The organism is Microbacterium ureisolvens, assembly GCF_015278315.1.
GTDB lineage: Bacteria > Actinomycetota > Actinomycetes > Actinomycetales > Microbacteriaceae > Microbacterium > Microbacterium ureisolvens.
Genome location: NZ_JADIJE010000001.1, coordinates 469,562 through 484,104 on the forward strand (window position 1 = coordinate 469,562; position 14,543 = coordinate 484,104).

The 14,543-nt window shown below is 72.2% G+C and carries 11 protein-coding genes; 5 read left to right on the forward strand and 6 right to left on the reverse strand.

Going from position 1 to position 14,543, the window contains the following annotated elements; genetic code table 11:
• The first annotated feature begins 43 nt into the window (after nucleotides 1-43).
• Together IM767_RS01900 and IM767_RS01905 are read left to right on the forward strand one after the other, a co-directional pair.
• The gene (locus IM767_RS01900) at nucleotides 44-916 is read left to right on the forward strand and encodes a siderophore-interacting protein (protein ID WP_109209708.1); all 873 of its coding nucleotides are present in this window, start codon (nucleotides 44-46) and stop codon (nucleotides 914-916) included.
• Nucleotides 913-1,599 (forward strand): ECF transporter S component, encoded by a 687-nt coding sequence (locus IM767_RS01905; RefSeq protein WP_239453238.1) that lies wholly within the window; start codon nucleotides 913-915, stop codon nucleotides 1,597-1,599. Before IM767_RS01900 ends, IM767_RS01905 begins: the two co-directional genes overlap by 4 nt.
• Nucleotides 1,600-2,341: 742 nt before the next feature.
• Here the strand turns inward: IM767_RS01905 and IM767_RS01910 are convergent.
• Together IM767_RS01910 and IM767_RS21105 are read right to left on the reverse strand one after the other, a co-directional pair.
• Nucleotides 2,342-3,505, reverse strand: a complete 1,164-nt coding sequence (locus tag IM767_RS01910) for an acyl-CoA dehydrogenase family protein (RefSeq protein WP_109209709.1) — start codon at nucleotides 3,503-3,505, stop codon at nucleotides 2,342-2,344.
• 144 nt (nucleotides 3,506-3,649) lie between these two features.
• Nucleotides 3,650-5,173, reverse strand: coding sequence for a M15 family metallopeptidase (locus IM767_RS21105; protein ID WP_239453239.1), 1,524 nt, complete (start codon nucleotides 5,171-5,173; stop codon nucleotides 3,650-3,652).
• A gap of 119 nt (nucleotides 5,174-5,292) precedes the next feature.
• On the opposite strand from IM767_RS21105, the gene IM767_RS01920 reads away from it, so the two are divergent.
• Nucleotides 5,293-6,420: an Rv2578c family radical SAM protein gene (locus IM767_RS01920; protein ID WP_109209710.1), complete on the forward strand. Its 1,128-nt coding sequence runs from the start codon at nucleotides 5,293-5,295 to the stop codon at nucleotides 6,418-6,420.
• 43 nt (nucleotides 6,421-6,463) lie between these two features.
• On the opposite strand, the gene IM767_RS01925 is transcribed toward IM767_RS01920, so the two are convergent.
• Complete coding sequence (locus IM767_RS01925) at nucleotides 6,464-7,381, reverse strand: alpha/beta fold hydrolase (RefSeq protein ID WP_109209711.1); 918 nt, start codon at nucleotides 7,379-7,381, stop codon at nucleotides 6,464-6,466.
• A 70-nt stretch (nucleotides 7,382-7,451) separates the two neighbouring features.
• On the opposite strand from IM767_RS01925, the gene IM767_RS01930 reads away from it, so the two are divergent.
• Complete coding sequence (locus tag IM767_RS01930; RefSeq protein WP_109209712.1) at nucleotides 7,452-8,111, forward strand: TetR/AcrR family transcriptional regulator; 660 nt, start codon at nucleotides 7,452-7,454, stop codon at nucleotides 8,109-8,111.
• Nucleotides 8,112-8,178: 67 nt separating this feature from the next.
• Here the strand turns inward: IM767_RS01930 and IM767_RS01935 are convergent, their stop codons facing one another.
• Both IM767_RS01935 and IM767_RS01940 read right to left on the reverse strand, forming a co-directional pair.
• A complete protein-coding gene (locus IM767_RS01935) occupies nucleotides 8,179-9,102 on the reverse strand; it encodes an SGNH/GDSL hydrolase family protein (RefSeq protein WP_109209713.1) in 924 nt (307 codons plus the stop codon).
• A 199-nt stretch (nucleotides 9,103-9,301) separates the two neighbouring features.
• Nucleotides 9,302-11,083 carry a glycosyl hydrolase family 18 protein gene (locus IM767_RS01940; RefSeq protein ID WP_109209714.1) on the reverse strand — a complete coding sequence of 594 codons (1,782 nt, stop codon included), beginning with the start codon at nucleotides 11,081-11,083 and terminating at the stop codon, nucleotides 9,302-9,304.
• Nucleotides 11,084-11,267: 184 nt separating this feature from the next.
• Here IM767_RS01940 and IM767_RS01945 point away from each other — a divergent pair, with 184 nt between their 5' ends.
• On the forward strand, nucleotides 11,268-12,542 hold the full coding sequence (locus IM767_RS01945; protein ID WP_109209715.1) for a glycosyltransferase: 1,275 nt from the start codon (nucleotides 11,268-11,270) through the stop codon (nucleotides 12,540-12,542).
• A gap of 11 nt (nucleotides 12,543-12,553) precedes the next feature.
• Here the strand turns inward: IM767_RS01945 and IM767_RS01950 are convergent, their stop codons facing one another.
• Nucleotides 12,554-14,320: a DEAD/DEAH box helicase gene (locus IM767_RS01950; protein ID WP_109209716.1), complete on the reverse strand. Its 1,767-nt coding sequence runs from the start codon at nucleotides 14,318-14,320 to the stop codon at nucleotides 12,554-12,556.
• Nucleotides 14,321-14,543: the final 223 nt, after the last annotated feature.

Consider the following 14,543-nt stretch of genomic DNA (forward strand, 5'->3'; position numbering starts at 1 on the left):
ATCCCCTCCCCTCGTTCGACCTCGCCCGACAAGGAGCACTGACATGGCTCACCCCCGACTGGTCAAGCCCGAGACCCAGGGTCTCGTGCATCTCACGGTGCTGCGCACCGAGCGGCTGTCGTCGCACTGGCTGCGCGTGACCCTCGGGGGCGGTGAGATCGACCGCTTCCGCGCCATGGGCTACGACCAGTGGTTCCGCCTGTTCCTGCCCCTGGGCGGCGACGAGGGCCTGGAGCGCCTGCCGGCGAAGGCCAACAAGATGTTCGGCTACCTCAAGTACCTGCGCATCCCCGACGGCGTGCGTCCCGTGATGCGCAACTACACCGTGCGCGCGTTCCGGCCGGCGACGGAGGCGGCGGATGCCGAGATCGACGTCGACTTCGTCATCCACGGCTCCGCGGCCGACGGCACGGCCGGGCCGGCCTCGCGGTGGGCGGAGACGTGCGTGGCGGGCGAGAGCGTCGTCGTCATCGACGAGGGGCTGACCTTCAACCCCGACCGCGGCACGGACCGCGTGGTGCTCGTCGCGGACGAGACGGGCGTGCCGGCCGTCGCGGGCATCTGCGCGTCGCTGCCGGCGGATGCGAGCGGGCTCGCGATCGTCGAGGTTCCTGCCGCCGACGACGCGATCGACTTCCCGCACCCCGCGGGTGTCGACGTGCGCTGGATCGTCCGCGACCACGGGATCAAGCCTGGGACGCTCGCGCTGGAGGCCCTGCGCGACGCTTCGCTGCCCGCCGCACCGTTCCACGCGTACGTCGTGGGCGAGCAGGCCCTCGCGACCGAGGGCCGCCGGCACCTCGTCGGCGAGCGCGGCGTCTCGAAGGACCAGGTGAGCTTCTGCGGCTACTGGCGCGTGGGCGCCGCGTCACCCGCCCCCAAGTCCCAGCGGGCGACCGCCGAGGCCCACTCGTGAGCGGCGCCGGCGAGCCGTCGGTGAACCCCGAGGCCGGGGCGCCGGTGAACCCTTCAGCCGGCGAGGCGCGCACGACACCGCGCACCGATCCTGCGCCGCACCGCGGCGGCCGCGGTCGCGTCACCACGGCGTACCTGCTGACCTGCGCCGCCATCGGCGTCGCGGGCGGCGTCATGCTGTGGGGCGCCGGCTGGGTCTCGACCGTGCTGTTCGCGACCGTGCCGTTCGTGTCGGTGGCGATCGCGGGACTGTGGCTGCTGCCGGCGACGGTGGCCCTGCGCCTGCTCGAGCGCCCGTTCGCCGGCATCCTCGTCGGCGTGATCTCGGGGCTCGTCGTCTTCCCGTTCCTCGGCGCCGCGGTGTGGTGGGCGTTCTTCGCCGAGCTCGCGTTCCTCGTCGGGCTGTACCGCTTCTGGCACACGTGGCAGTACTACGCGGGCGCGCTGTTCGTCGGTGCGATCTACCCCGTGCTGGCCGCGGAGTCGTTCAACCTCTGGGCGATGCAGCCCTGGGCGCTCGTCACGTTCTTCGCGCTCACCATCGCCAGCTGCGTCGCCGGGGTGGCTCTCGGCATCCTCGTCGCGGACCGCCTGCGCAAGGCCGGAGTCGCCAAGCTCGCGCGTCGCCGCGGCCTGGCCTCCCGCGGCCTCGGCCGCGGCGCCGGCCCCGCCGGCCAGCACTGACCCGACCTGCCGCCGCGTGTCGCGGCATCCGTCACCGTCACCCGCTGCGGGCACGCCCGAGCGCTGCCGTTTCCTGCGACCGCTGTGTCGATCGGCGCAGCTGTCGCAGGAAGGTGCAGCGCTCGGCGTCCGGCCGCCAACGGCTCACCCACGAGTGCCCCAGATCGCAGTCCCCGTCGCCCCGTCCCGAAAGCCTGGCCCGTCACCCCGACACGCCGACGACGGATGCCGCACCCCGGCGTGTCCCGCGACCGGCCAGGTTTTCGGCATCTCCTGGCCGGCGGCGCAGGTCGCGGCACCCGTCATCCGCTAGCGGCCCGGGGCACACTCCGGGATCAACGGCCCTGCTGTGCCGTCCCGAAAACCTGGCCCGTCACCCCGACACGCCGACGACGGATGCCGCACCCCGGCGTGTCCCGTCACCGGCCAGGTTTTCGGCACCCGCAGCCCGCCGCCGCGGCCCGCACCGACCCGGCCCGCCACCGCGAGTCGCGACATCGGGACCCGCACCGGCTCGGCGCCTGCGGCATCCCGCCCGCGCACCGGCTGCGGGCACCCGCCACGGCTCCAGGCACGCGCGAGCGCTGCCGTTTCCTGCGACCGCTGTGTCGATCGGCGCAGCTGTCGCAGGAAAGTGCAGCGCTCGGCGTCCGCACGAACCCGCGCCGGGGCAACGGCGAAGGGGAGGCCCCGCCGCACAACGGCGGCGGTACCTCCCCTGCGGTGATTCCCGAGAAGGGCGTCAGCGCTTGCCGGCGATGGGGCGGCTCACGATGTCGCGCATGATCTCGTTGGTGCCGCCGTAGATGCGGTGCACGCGGGCGTCGAGGAAGGCGCGGGCGATCGGGTACTCGGTGATGTAGCCGTAGCCGCCGAAGAGCTGCACGCAGGTGTCGAGCACCTCCCACTCGCGCTCGGTCGCCCAGAACTTGACCTTGGCCGCCTCGTCGGCCGAGAGCTTGCCCTCGGCGTACGCCTTCAGCGCGCGGTCGATGTACGCCCACAGCGCGTCGACGGTGGTGGCGACATCCGCCAGCTTGAAGCGGGTGTTCTGGAAGTCGATGATCCGCTCGCCGAAGGCCTCGCGGTCCTTGGTGTACTCGACGGTCCAGTCCAGCGCGGCCTGCGCCGCGGCGGCGCCGGCGACGCCGATCGAGAGGCGCTCGAGCGGCAGGTTCATCATGAGCTGAACGAAGCCGAGCCCCTCCTTGCCGCCGATGAGGTTCTCTTCGGGAACGAACACGTCGCTGAACGACAGCTCGGCGGTGTCGTGGCCCTGGAAGCCCATCTTGTGGAGCTTCTTGCCGTGGTCGAAGCCCTCCATGCCGTTCTCGAGGATCAGCAGGCTGAACGCGTCGGGACGGTTGCCCTCGCCCGTCTTGACGAACGTCACGACGATGTCGGCGGTCTTGCCCGACGAGATGAACGTCTTCGCGCCGTTGACGACGTAGCCGCCCTCGACCCGCTTGGCGGTGGTCTTGATGCCGCGGAGGTCGGAGCCGGCACCGGGCTCGGTCATCGCGAGGGCGCCGAGGACCTCGCCGGTCGCCATGCCGGGAAGCCACTTGGCCTTCTGCTCGTCGGTGCCCATGTGCACGAGGTACGGCACGGCGAGGTCGTCCTGGATGCCGAAGGCGCCGGCCAGCGAACCTGCGCCGGCCGCGATGATCTCCTCGTTGACGACCGCGCGGAAGCGGTAGTCCTGGAGCATTCCGGCACCGCCGAACTCGTCGGGCACCGACAGGCCGATGATGCCCGCCTCGCCCGCGGCCAGCATGGTCGCGCGGTCGATCTCGCCGGCGGCATCCCACTGCTCGCGCTTCTCATTCGTCACGTAGCGCTTGACGAACTCCTTGACGACGTCACGGAACGCCTCGTGGTCCTCGTCGTAGATGTCGCGCTCCATGTTGCGCCTTCCTCTCATCCTCGAGTGTGCCGAGATGATCCCCGGTTGGAATCGCATCTCACTGCTTATGGTACTCAGTTTCAGGAGATGACGGATGCCGCGTGCCGGCGACCTGGGCCTGCCGCTGCGCGTCGCACCCTGTCGTCAGCCGAGGTAGCCGGGCGCCGGGTCGAGCGCGAAGAACTCCTCCAGCGAGGTCCAGCCGCCGTCGTGATACGCCCTCGCGAGCTCCGGACCGATGAAGCGCAGGTGCCATGGCTCGGCGGTGTACCCGGTCACCGGCGTCTTGCCTTCGAGATAGCGGACGATCCACCCGTGCTCCCACGCGTGCTCGGCGATCCACTGGCCCTGCGGGGTCGCGGCGAGCTGGTCGAGAGTGCCGCACGCGCCGGCGCAGGCGACGACGTCGGCACCGAGGCCCAGCTGATGCTCGCTGTAGCCGGGACGCGCGCTCACCTGGTCGGCGCGTTCGCCCCGCTCGGCGAAATGGCGGCCGTAGGTCTGCTGCTGCGTCTCGTACGAGCGGAATCCGCTCTCGAGGGCGACCTCGCCGACGCCGGCGTCGCGCGCTGCCGTGACGAGTGATGCGAGGGCGGATGCCGCGTCCGCGCGGAGTGCGCCGCCCTCGATGCTGCGCACGCCGTCGGGCAGCACCAGGCCGCTCGGGCGGTAGTCGATGGGGCTCGCCGGGCGGATCTTGTCGACGACGGCCCAGATGCGAGCCGAGTCGCCGAGATTCACGCACGACGCCCGGCCCTCGACGATCGCGGCGCGGAACGCCTCGCCGCCGCCCGCGGCGATGATCGCTCCCTCGTCGTTCCCGGATTGGAGGGCGGCGACCACGTCGGGGACGGCGCAGATGTCGGCCGCCGGAGGAGTCTGCTCCACGTCCGGCACCGGGAGCTGCTCGACCGTCTCGGGCTGCACCGCCGTCATCGTGACCGCTGCATCGGCGCCGACGTCGTCGGCCGCGGGTGGCAGCATCATCGCCGTCATCGCCGCCGAGCCCATCAGCAGCACCGCGCCGGCGGTCAGGCCGGCCGCGACGGCCAATCGGCGCGTGAGCAGTCGCGGCCTCGCATGACGCACCGGCTGCGCGTCGTCGTCGACCTCGAGCAGCTCCGCCGCGCGCGCGGCACGGCGCTCGCTCCACGCCGGGCGCGACGCGGGCCGGGCGCGGCGTCGGCCTCTCACCCGCGTCTCCGGGGCGGTGCTGGCGGCGAGGCCGACCGGGGCCTCCGCCTCGGCCCTGGTCTGCTGGAGCTCGAGCGGGAGCGCCGACGGCGCCGCGGCCGCGGTCGCGACCGACGCCGGGACGAAGTCGTCGCTCGGGAGCTCGAAGCTCACGACCGGCGCCGTGGTGAGCGGGACGGTCAAGGCTGAGCCGGCGGCGGCAGGCCGGTCCGAGGCTGAGCCGGCGGCGACGACCGGGACGGTCGGGTCCGAGGCAGCGGCGACCGGATCGGCGGCGGCCGGATCGGCGGCGACCGGGACGGGGGCGGCCGCATCGGCGGCGGCAGGATCGCCAGTAGCCCAAGGCTGTGCGGCCGCGACTGCGGGCGATTCCGCTGCGCGGGCACGCCGCGCAGCCTCTTCGCGCATCGCCCGGGCGGCGCGACGAGTCTCGGGGGCGGCTCGGGGGGTAACGAGCCCGCCAGGCTCCGTCACGCTGCCATTCTTACCCGAGTCAGCCGTTTTCGGCCAGGCGAGCTCCGCTGCGCCTCTCGATGTTCGAGCGCATCACCATACACCTTGACTTGTGTTCGAAGCTTTGTTCTCATAGAGAGATGCGATGGCACGGTCAGGAACTCGGAGTGGCGGATGCCGCGGCCCTGCCCGGTCTCGAGCAGCTGAACGGCCTGGTGCGCTCGGTGACCACCCCGGAGTTCGCCGGCGTGACCTTCCACGAAGTCCTCGCCAAGTCGGCGCTGAACCACGTCCCGAGCGCGTCGGCCATGCCCTTCGACTGGACCGTGAACCCCTACCGCGGATGCAGCCACGCATGCGTCTACTGCTTCGCCCGGGGAACGCACGAGTACCTCGAGCTCGACGCAGGGCGCGACTTCGACACGCAGGTCGTCGTCAAGGTCAACGTGGCCGAGGTGCTCGAGAAGGAGCTGCGCCGGGGCAGCTGGCATCGCGAACCGGTCATGCTCGGCACGAACACCGACCCCTACCAGCGCGCCGAGGGGCGTTACAAGCTCATGCCCGGGATCGTGTCAGCCCTCACCGAGTCGGGCACGCCGTTCTCGATCCTCACCAAGGGCACGCTGCTGCGGCGCGACCTGCCGCTGCTCACGGATGCCGCGAGAAACGTACACGTGACCCTCGCGATGTCGATCGCGGTGTTCGACGACGAGCTGCAGCACCTCATCGAGCCCGGCACACCGAACGCCACCGCCCGCCTCGAGACCGTGCGGGCCGCGACCGAGGCCGGCTTCAAGGTGACGGTGTTCCTGATGCCGATCATCCCCCACCTCACCGACTCGATCGCCGCGATCGACCACGCGCTCACCCGCATCAAAGAGGCGGGCGCGGTCCGGGTCGTCTACGGCGCGCTGCATCTGCGGCCCGGCGCCAAGCAGTGGTTCCTGCAGTGGCTCGGGGAGCGGCATCCGGAACTCGTCTCGTCGTACCGGGGGCTGTACCCGGGTGCGACCGCCAACGCGCCGAAGGCCTACCGCGCGTGGCTGGCCAAGCGCGTGCGTCCCCTCCTGCGGGTCCACGGCCTCGACGGACGCGCCGAAGAGGAGCACCCGCGCGGCACGCCTGTGGCCGGCCTGGCCGACCGCGCCGACGCGCGCAGCGCGCCGCCGATCGTCACGACCTCGCGCGGGCGAGCGGCGGCCGCATCGCCGAGAGCGGCAGCGGCGCGGCCGGCAACCGGGTCGGAGGCATCCGCTCGGCTCTTCTGAACCGCGCGATGACCGAGCCGGGCTCGGCGCACGGCCGGAACCCCTACGCCGCCACCGACACCGCGTCGAACTCGTCGACCACCGGCGGCGCGGCCGCCGCGATCGGAGCCTGGACGTGCGCGAGCACCGCGTCGAGCACGAGGTCGGCCGTCAGGATGCGGCTGTGCCCGAGCCCGGTGGTCGCCAGAAGCTCCGCGCCGGGGTTCGCCGACGCGATGCGCCGAGCCTCGCCGAACGGCACCATCCGGTCGCCCTCGTCGTGAACGACGAGGAGCGGCACTCCCGCCGCCAGCGGCCGCCGCACGCTCGACAGCCATGCGAACGGGTCGGACTGGCCCGGGAAGTACCGGCTCGCGAAGCGATCCCGCATGCGCGCCGACACGGCGTCGGGATAGCGGAGCATCGCCTGGAACTGCTCCAGCAGCAGGTCGGCGTCGGCCGGTGCGGCGATCGTCACGACGCGCGCGGCGTCGGTTCCGCCGGCGACGCCGACGAGTGCGGCCAGGCCGCCGAAGGAGTGGCCGACGATGGCGTCGAAGGAGCCGTACCGCTCTTGAAGCAGCGTGAAGACGTCGAGCCAGTCGACGAGATACGTCCGTCGGCCGCCCGACGCACCGTGCGCCGGCGCGTCGAAGGCGACGACGCGGTAGCCCTCGGCGACGAGGTCGCGCACGAGCATCGAGAACTGGCTCGCGCGACCGCTCCAGCCGTGCGCGAGGACCACGGTCCGCCCACCGCCGCCCCACTCGTATGTCTCGACGTCGACGCCGCGGCGGTCGACGCCGGCGATCCGCAGCGTGCCGCGCCGGGCGCGCGACATCGTCTGCTCATCGTCGTCGTGGATCGGACGCGGCCGGGCGACGTGCCCGAACAGCGGCATGGCGACGGCCGCGCCCCACCGCGGCGAGAGCCTGGCGGCGGTCCGGACGTAGAAGCCGGCGGCGTTCAGTGCGAGATCCATGATGCTCCGATCCAAAGAATACGAACGGTCGTACTTATGAATACGAACGATCGTACGGTAATCTGACGGTGTGACACAAGCCCCGATCGACCGCCGCCGCCTGCGAGGCGACGAGTCCCGTCGCGCCGTGCTCTCGCACGCCGTCGACACAGCGACGGTCGACGGCCTCGATGGCCTCACGATCGGGCGGCTGGCGGATGCCTCGGGCTACAGCAAGAGCGGCATCGCGACGCTGTTCGGCTCGAAGGAGCAGCTGCAGCTCGCGGTGGTCGCCTCCGCGCGCGAAGTGTTCGTCGACCGCGTCGTCGCGCCGGCCCGCGCCCGCACGCCGCGTGGCCTGGTGCGCATCTGCGCGCTGCTGTCGGACTGGCTGGACTACTCCCGCGACCGCGTCTTCAGCGGCGGCTGCTTCTTCGCCGCGACCTCGGTGGAATTCGACGCCAAGCGCGGCGCGGTCCGCGACGCGATCGTGGCCGCCTCGGGCGAGTGGGAGGACTACCTCACCGTCAGCATCGAGCACGCGATGGCTGCGGGCGAGCTGCCGCTGCTCGACGACGCCCGGCAGCTCACCTTCGAGATGGTGTCGTTCCTCGAAGCGGCCAACACCCGCTCCCTCCTCCACGCCAGCGTCGAGCCGTATGCCCGCGCCGAGGCGGCGCTGCGCGCACGTCTGACCTCGCTCGGCGCCGACCCGGCGCTCGTCGCGTCGATCGGGGCGACATCCGCCTGATCCGGCTCAGTGCGGAGAGCGGACGGATGCCGGGGCCCCGGCATCCGTCTCCCTCCGAGGCGGAGCGTCAGCGCGCGGGAACCGCCGCGCGGATGGCCGCGGCGTAGGCGATGTAGCCCGACGCGGTGGGGTGGAAGCCGGCGGTCGTGTTGAACCAGCTCCAGTCGTTGATCCACGGTGCCGTGCTGCCGATGCCGTGGCCGGCGAAGTCGTCCTCGACGTCGACGAACTCGGCGCCGTTGGCGACGGCCACCCGCTCGATCACGTCGTTCAGCACCACGGTCTGCGCGTTGACCTCATCCGCCCACGCGTACTTCGAGTTGACCCCGCCGCTCAGCGCGAACAGGAGCGGATAGCCGGCGACCACGATGCGCGCGGCGGGCGCCTTCGCCCGGATCGCCGCGATCACGGCCGCGATGTTCGCGGCGAAGGCATCGGAGGTCGCGATCGCCCCACCGGCGGCGATCTTGGACGCGCAGGTCGAGGTCGGGAGCACGAAGCAGTTCTGCATCACGTCCGCGAAGCCGACGTCGTTGCCGCCGACGGTCACCGTGACCAGGGCCGCACCGGCGGGCACCGCGGAGGTCTGCGCGATCACCGCGGACGTGTTGGCGCCGGAGCACGCCGGGAACGCCGCGAGCAGCTTGTCGGCGTCGGCGTCCAGCAGCTTCGGGTAGCTCCTGGAGCTTCGGTAGCACGACGTGTCGAGGTAGCTCCCGGCACCCACGCCTGCCGCGAATGAGTCGCCCACCGCGGCGTAGACCGGCTCGGTGCTGCCTCCTCCCCCTCCGCCGCCGGGCTTGCCGCCGCCGTTGCCGCCGCCACCGCCGCCGCCGGGCTTGGCGGCGACCACGGGCGCCGCTCCTGCCGCCTCGGCAGGCAGGGCGACGACCACGAGGCACGCCGCCATGAAGATCGCGATCAGCGCCGCGATCACGCCACCCCCGTGCTCGTGCTCGTGCGCGTGCGCGCGCGCAGACGATCCGTCCATCGGAAACCCCCAGTCCTTCGACTCCCCAGCCGATCGACGCCCTCGTCGATGGACTCACCTACACCACCGGCGCCACCCGGCCGAAAGAGGTGCGCCGGCGAGAGCTCCCGTCCGACGAACCCCGCTCAGGCCCGCACGATGCGAACGCGACACGTCGGGCGCCCCTTCCAGGACGCCCGCCGTGCCGGTCACGCGATGGTCAGCGCTTCCAGGGACCGTGCTTGCCTCCCGGCACGTCGTTGCGGCTCCACCACTGTGCGGTGTACGTGACGCCGCCGTAGACGACCTGGTCGCCCTTGACGTAGATGCGGTCGGCGTACCAGTCCTGGACGGTGTCGGGGTCGACGCCGCACGCCGTGAGAGTGCTCCACGGACCGCGGGCCGACGCCCCCGGCTCGTCGCCCTTGGCGTACCACTGCGCCGCGAACACGAGGCCGTCGAGGTACACGAGCTCACCGCCGCGATACGTCGTGCTCGCGTTCCACGGCCGGGCCGCGGCATCCGGAGTCGCCGCGCACTGCCGCCCCTCCGAACCGGCGACCGGGCCGGGAGCCGCTGCCCGCAGCACCTCGGCCGACGCGGCCGGGAGGTCGCCCGCGACGTCGTTGCCGACCTCCCAGAAGTCGACACCGCCCAGCCCCTTCGACAGCGCCCACGCCGTCTTCTCGGCCACCGCGAGCTCGTCGTCGAACGACCAGAAGTGGCGGGCTCCGGAGTCGTAGCCCCATGTCGCGTTGAACCGGCCGTCGGCGGTGTACTCGTGGTGGATCTCGAGGTCGCGCGCCTTCAGCTGGTCCCACGTGATCTGGCCGAGGCCTCCGCCCGAGATGGTCCACGGCTGCGGCTCGGCGTCGGTCCACCCCTGCCCGTAGGCGGCGAGGCCCAGGTTGAGCTTGGCCGGGTCGACGCCGGCGTTGATGTACGACGCGACGACCGTGTCGAGGCCGAGGCCCCAGTTGTGCGCCGGGTCGCCGTAGACGTTGCCCTGGTGACCGGTCTCGGCGCTCCACGAGCCCCACAGGTCATAGCCCTGGAGGTTGCCGTAGTCCAGGCTCGCCCAGAGCTCCGGCGTGTTCCAGCCGCCCGCACCGATCTGCGTCGGGCCCGCCGGCAGGAAGGCCGAGATCTCGTAGTCGGCCCCCGTCTCGCCCTCGAGCGCGTCCAGCTGGGCACGCAGTTCGGCCGCGAAGGCGATGAAGTTCGCCTTGTCGTTGACGGGGTCGACGCTGTTGCCGACCTCCTGCGCCCAGTCCGGAGCGCCCGGCCACTCCCAGTCCAGGTCGAAGCCGTCGAACACACCGGCTGCGACGCCCGGTCCGCCGCGCCCGTCGATCAGCGGCAGATCGCCGCGGATGTACAGGTCGATGCAGGACTCGGCGAGCGCGGCCCGCCGCTCAGCGGTGGCGACCGCCTTCGAGAACGACTTCGACCACGACCACCCGCCGAGCGACACGTTGACCTTCAGGTCGGGGTAGAGGCGCTTGAGCTGCTTCAGCTGGTTGAAGTTGCCGGCCAGCTTCTGCTTCGGGGTGTCGGCGATTCCCAGCACGGACTGTTCAGCCGTGAAGGCATGCACGAAGTCGCTGTCGGCGTCGCCGGCGGTGTCGGTCTGGCCGGGACCGGCCGCCGGCGTGTCGGAGATGAAGCACGTGTACGGCTCCACGTCGGCGAGGCCCTGCACGCCCGCGGCGCGCGCGGCGTCGAGGGCCGCCTGATCGCCGGCGATGTTGCCGAACGAGTAGTTCAAATGCGTGAGGTTCGCCCCGGCGGGGCCGTCGACGAACAGGCGCTTCACCGTGGCCTGCGCCTCGCCGGTGGCACGCCATTGCCCGTAGTAGCCGACGTTGCGGTAGCCGTTGATCGTGGTGGTGGGGGTCGGCGCCTCCTCGGCCGCGGCGACCGCGGGCGGAGAGGCGAGGAGGCCGACGGCGAGAGCGCCGGTGAGGGCGGCGGCGAGCGCCGGGAGGGGATGTTTCAGCACACAAGCTCCTTCGGTTGTGACGGGGGAGGCATCCGTTCGCGGTATTTAGGTAACCGTCCTAACAAATACCGTCGTCACCATTCTGGCATCGAATGCCCGCCCGCCGGAAGGGTGCGAAGCCGAATCCCGCAGCCTGGTGCCGCGCAGCCTGGTGCGACGGCCTGCGTTGCGCCACCATGGCGACATGGCGAGGTTCCTGCTGACGGCCATGCCCTTCACCGGCCACGTCACGCCGCTCCGCGCGGTGGCGCAGGCGCTCGTGGCGCGCGGGCACGACGTGCGCTTCTACACGGGCGAGGCGTTCCGCGCCGGGGTCGAGGCATCCGGCGCCGTCCTCATCCCGTGGCGCATCGCCCCGGACTTCGACGAGAACGATATGAGTGCGACCTTTCCGCGACTTCAGGGGAGGAAGGGTCTGCGGCAGGTCTTCATCAACCTGCAAGACCTCATGATCGACACCGCGCCGGCGCAGGTCGCCGATCTGCAGGCGGAATGGGACCGCGAGCCGTGGGATGCGATCGTCGCCGACGACACCTCTGTCGGAGCGGCGCTGTTCGCCGACCGCTCCGGCTGCCCCAGGGTCACCGTCGCCGTGGTGCCGCTCAGCCTGTCGAGCTCGCAGGGACCACCGAGCGGGATGGGGCTGACGCCCGGCCGCACGCCGCTCGCCAAGGGGAGGGATGCCGCCCTTCGCGCCATCGCGCCCTTGGCGATGCGCCCGCTCACCAAGCCGCTCGTGCGCGCCCGGATCGCGGTCGGGCTTCCGCCGGCGCCGCTCACCTTCGAGCAGACGGTGCTCTCACCCCAGCGCGTGCTCGCCTCCGGGTCGCCGTCACTGGATTTCGCGCGCTCCGATCGTCCTGCCCAGCTCGAGTTCGTCGGACTGCTCTCGGTTGCGGCATCCACCGCTCCCCTGCCCCCGTGGTGGCCCGACCTCGATGGCCGCACCGTCGTACACGTGACGCAGGGGACGCAGAACATCGACGCGACGGATCTCATCCGGCCCGCGCTCGACGCCCTCGCCGACCGGGACGTGCTCGTCGTCGTCTCGACCGGCGTCCCCGGCCGGAACGAGCTGCCCTTCCCCGTCCCCTCGAACACGCGCATCGCGGGCTTCGTGCCGTATGACGCGCTGCTCCCCCGCGTTCGCGTCATGATCACCAACGGCGGCTGGGGCGGCACCCTCGCCGCGCTCGGTCACGACGTGCCGCTGGTCATCGCCGGCGGCGACCTCGACAAGCCCGAGATCGCGGCGCGCGTCGCGTGGATCGGCGCCGGCGTGAACCTCCGCACGGGCACCCCGACCGTCGCACAGGTCGCGCGCGCCTACGAGCACGCGTCGACGGATCCGGCGATGAAGGCCGCCGCCGGCCGCGTCGGCGCCGACCTGCGCTCGCGGGGCGGGGCCCCGCGGGCTGCGGAGCTGATCGAGCAGTTCGCCGCCGCGCCCCTACCATGACGGCGCGGGGGTCAGCGTCCGGCGAGCTCCGCGAGCAGCCCGTCGCCGGGGCGAACCTCGTCGAAGGGCGCCTCGATGTCGGCGCGCTCGAGCAGGTCGGCGAGCCGCTCGCGCCGACCACGCGTGACGAGGGTGACGACCGTGCCCGCTCGCCCCGCCCGGCCGGTGCGTCCTGAGCGGTGCAGATAGGTCTTGTACTCGTCGGGCGCGTCGGCCTGCACCACGAGATCGATGTCGTCGACGTGGATGCCGCGGGCCGCGACATCCGTCGCCACGAGCACGCCGATGCGACCCGACGTGAGCTTCTCGAGGTTGCGGGTGCGACGGGCCTGATCGAGGTCGCCGTGCAGCGCGAGCGCGCGGATACCGTCCTCGCCGAACTGCTCGGCGAGCATCTCGGCGAACGCGCGCGTGCGCGTGAACACCAGCGTCTTGCCATCGCGGTCGACCAGCGACCGCAGGATCTCCCGCTTGTCGCGGTGGTCGACCACCAGCACGCGATGGTCGATCGTGCCCGAGCGCTGGGTCTCGCCGGCCACCTCGACGACGGCGGGCTCCGACAGGAACTCACGCACCAGTGTCTCGACCTGCCCGTCCAGCGTCGCCGAGAAGAGCAGCCGCTGCGCGTCGCGCGGCGTGCGGCGCATGAGTCGCTGCACCGGCTCGAGGAAGCCGAGGTCGCACATGTGGTCGGCCTCGTCGAGCACGGCGATCCGCACCTGCCCGAGATCCAGGGCGCGCGACTCCACGAGGTCCTCGATGCGGCCGGGCGTGCCGATGACGATGTCGACGCCCTTCTTCAGCGCCCCCAGCTGACGCGCGTGGGGAACACCGCCGTAGATCTGCGTCGTGAAGAGACCCACGCTGCGCGCGATCGGCTGGATCGTCGCGTCGATCTGGAGCGCGAGCTCCCGCGTGGGCGCGAGGATCAACGCCCGCGGCGGGCGCCCGATCTCGCGCTTCTGGCCGGCCTGCGACCGCAGCACGCTCTCCACGAGCGGGGCGCCGAACGCGATGGTCTTGCCCGAGCCGGTGCGGCCGCGCGCGAGCACGTCGCGTCCGTCGAGGATCGCCGGGATCGTCGCCGACTGGATGGGGAACGGATGCTGCGCCCCGAGCTCGGCGATCGTCTTGACGATGTTCTGTCCGAGGCCGAGATCGCCGAACGTCACGCCCTCGACATCACCGGCGACGACGGCGTCGGCCTCCAGGCGCTCGTGGACGACGTCGGTGCGGACGGAGTCGCCGCCGCGTCCGGCCGAGCCCCGGTCCTCACGCCGCGGCGCCGGGTCACGCCGTGACGGCCCTCCCTGGCCGCGCTTCTCCCGGTGAGTGGCCGATTCGCGGTGCGGGCCATTGGATCTCCCGGCTCTCGGCTGATCCGTACGACGCGTCGCGGCGTCGCGGCCCGTGCCGCCGGCATCCCGGCGCTCCGCGCCGCCCGCGTCGGCGGAGCGGCCCCGGGCGTCGCGCGCGTGCGTGCGGATGGCGCGAGCCTCGTCGCGCCCCGCGCGCTCCTGCTCCGTCCAGCGCCGCTTGCCGGCGCCATCGTGCCCACGGCCGTCAGCGGAGCCCGTCGCCCCCTCGGGAGCAGCACCGGCGCGATACCCACGGTGACCAGGACTTCTGCTGCCGGCCTTCCCCACCGACGACTCCCCCGGGCGCCGCTTGCCGTCCGCTGCCTCGCGGCCCTCGGCCGCGGCGCGGTACTTGGGGTTGTAGCGAGGATCGAAGTTCTTCGCCGCGCGTCCGCCGCCGGGCTTCTTGTTCTTGGGCATCCGGCTCCTCCTGAGTGCGGGTCCGCGGCACTCGCCGATCGCCGCACGCGAAGGCGCGTGACCGGCCCCACCAGCGTACCTGCGCGGATTGTACGGCCGGCCGCCAATACCGCTTTCCGGGGGGCCGGCGCAAGTCGTGGCCAGCGGTCTTTCGGTTGAGCAAGTTACTGTTACGGAAGGCGGCTCGCCGCCGTCCAGCCTTCGCGGGCTGAACTGGGGAATT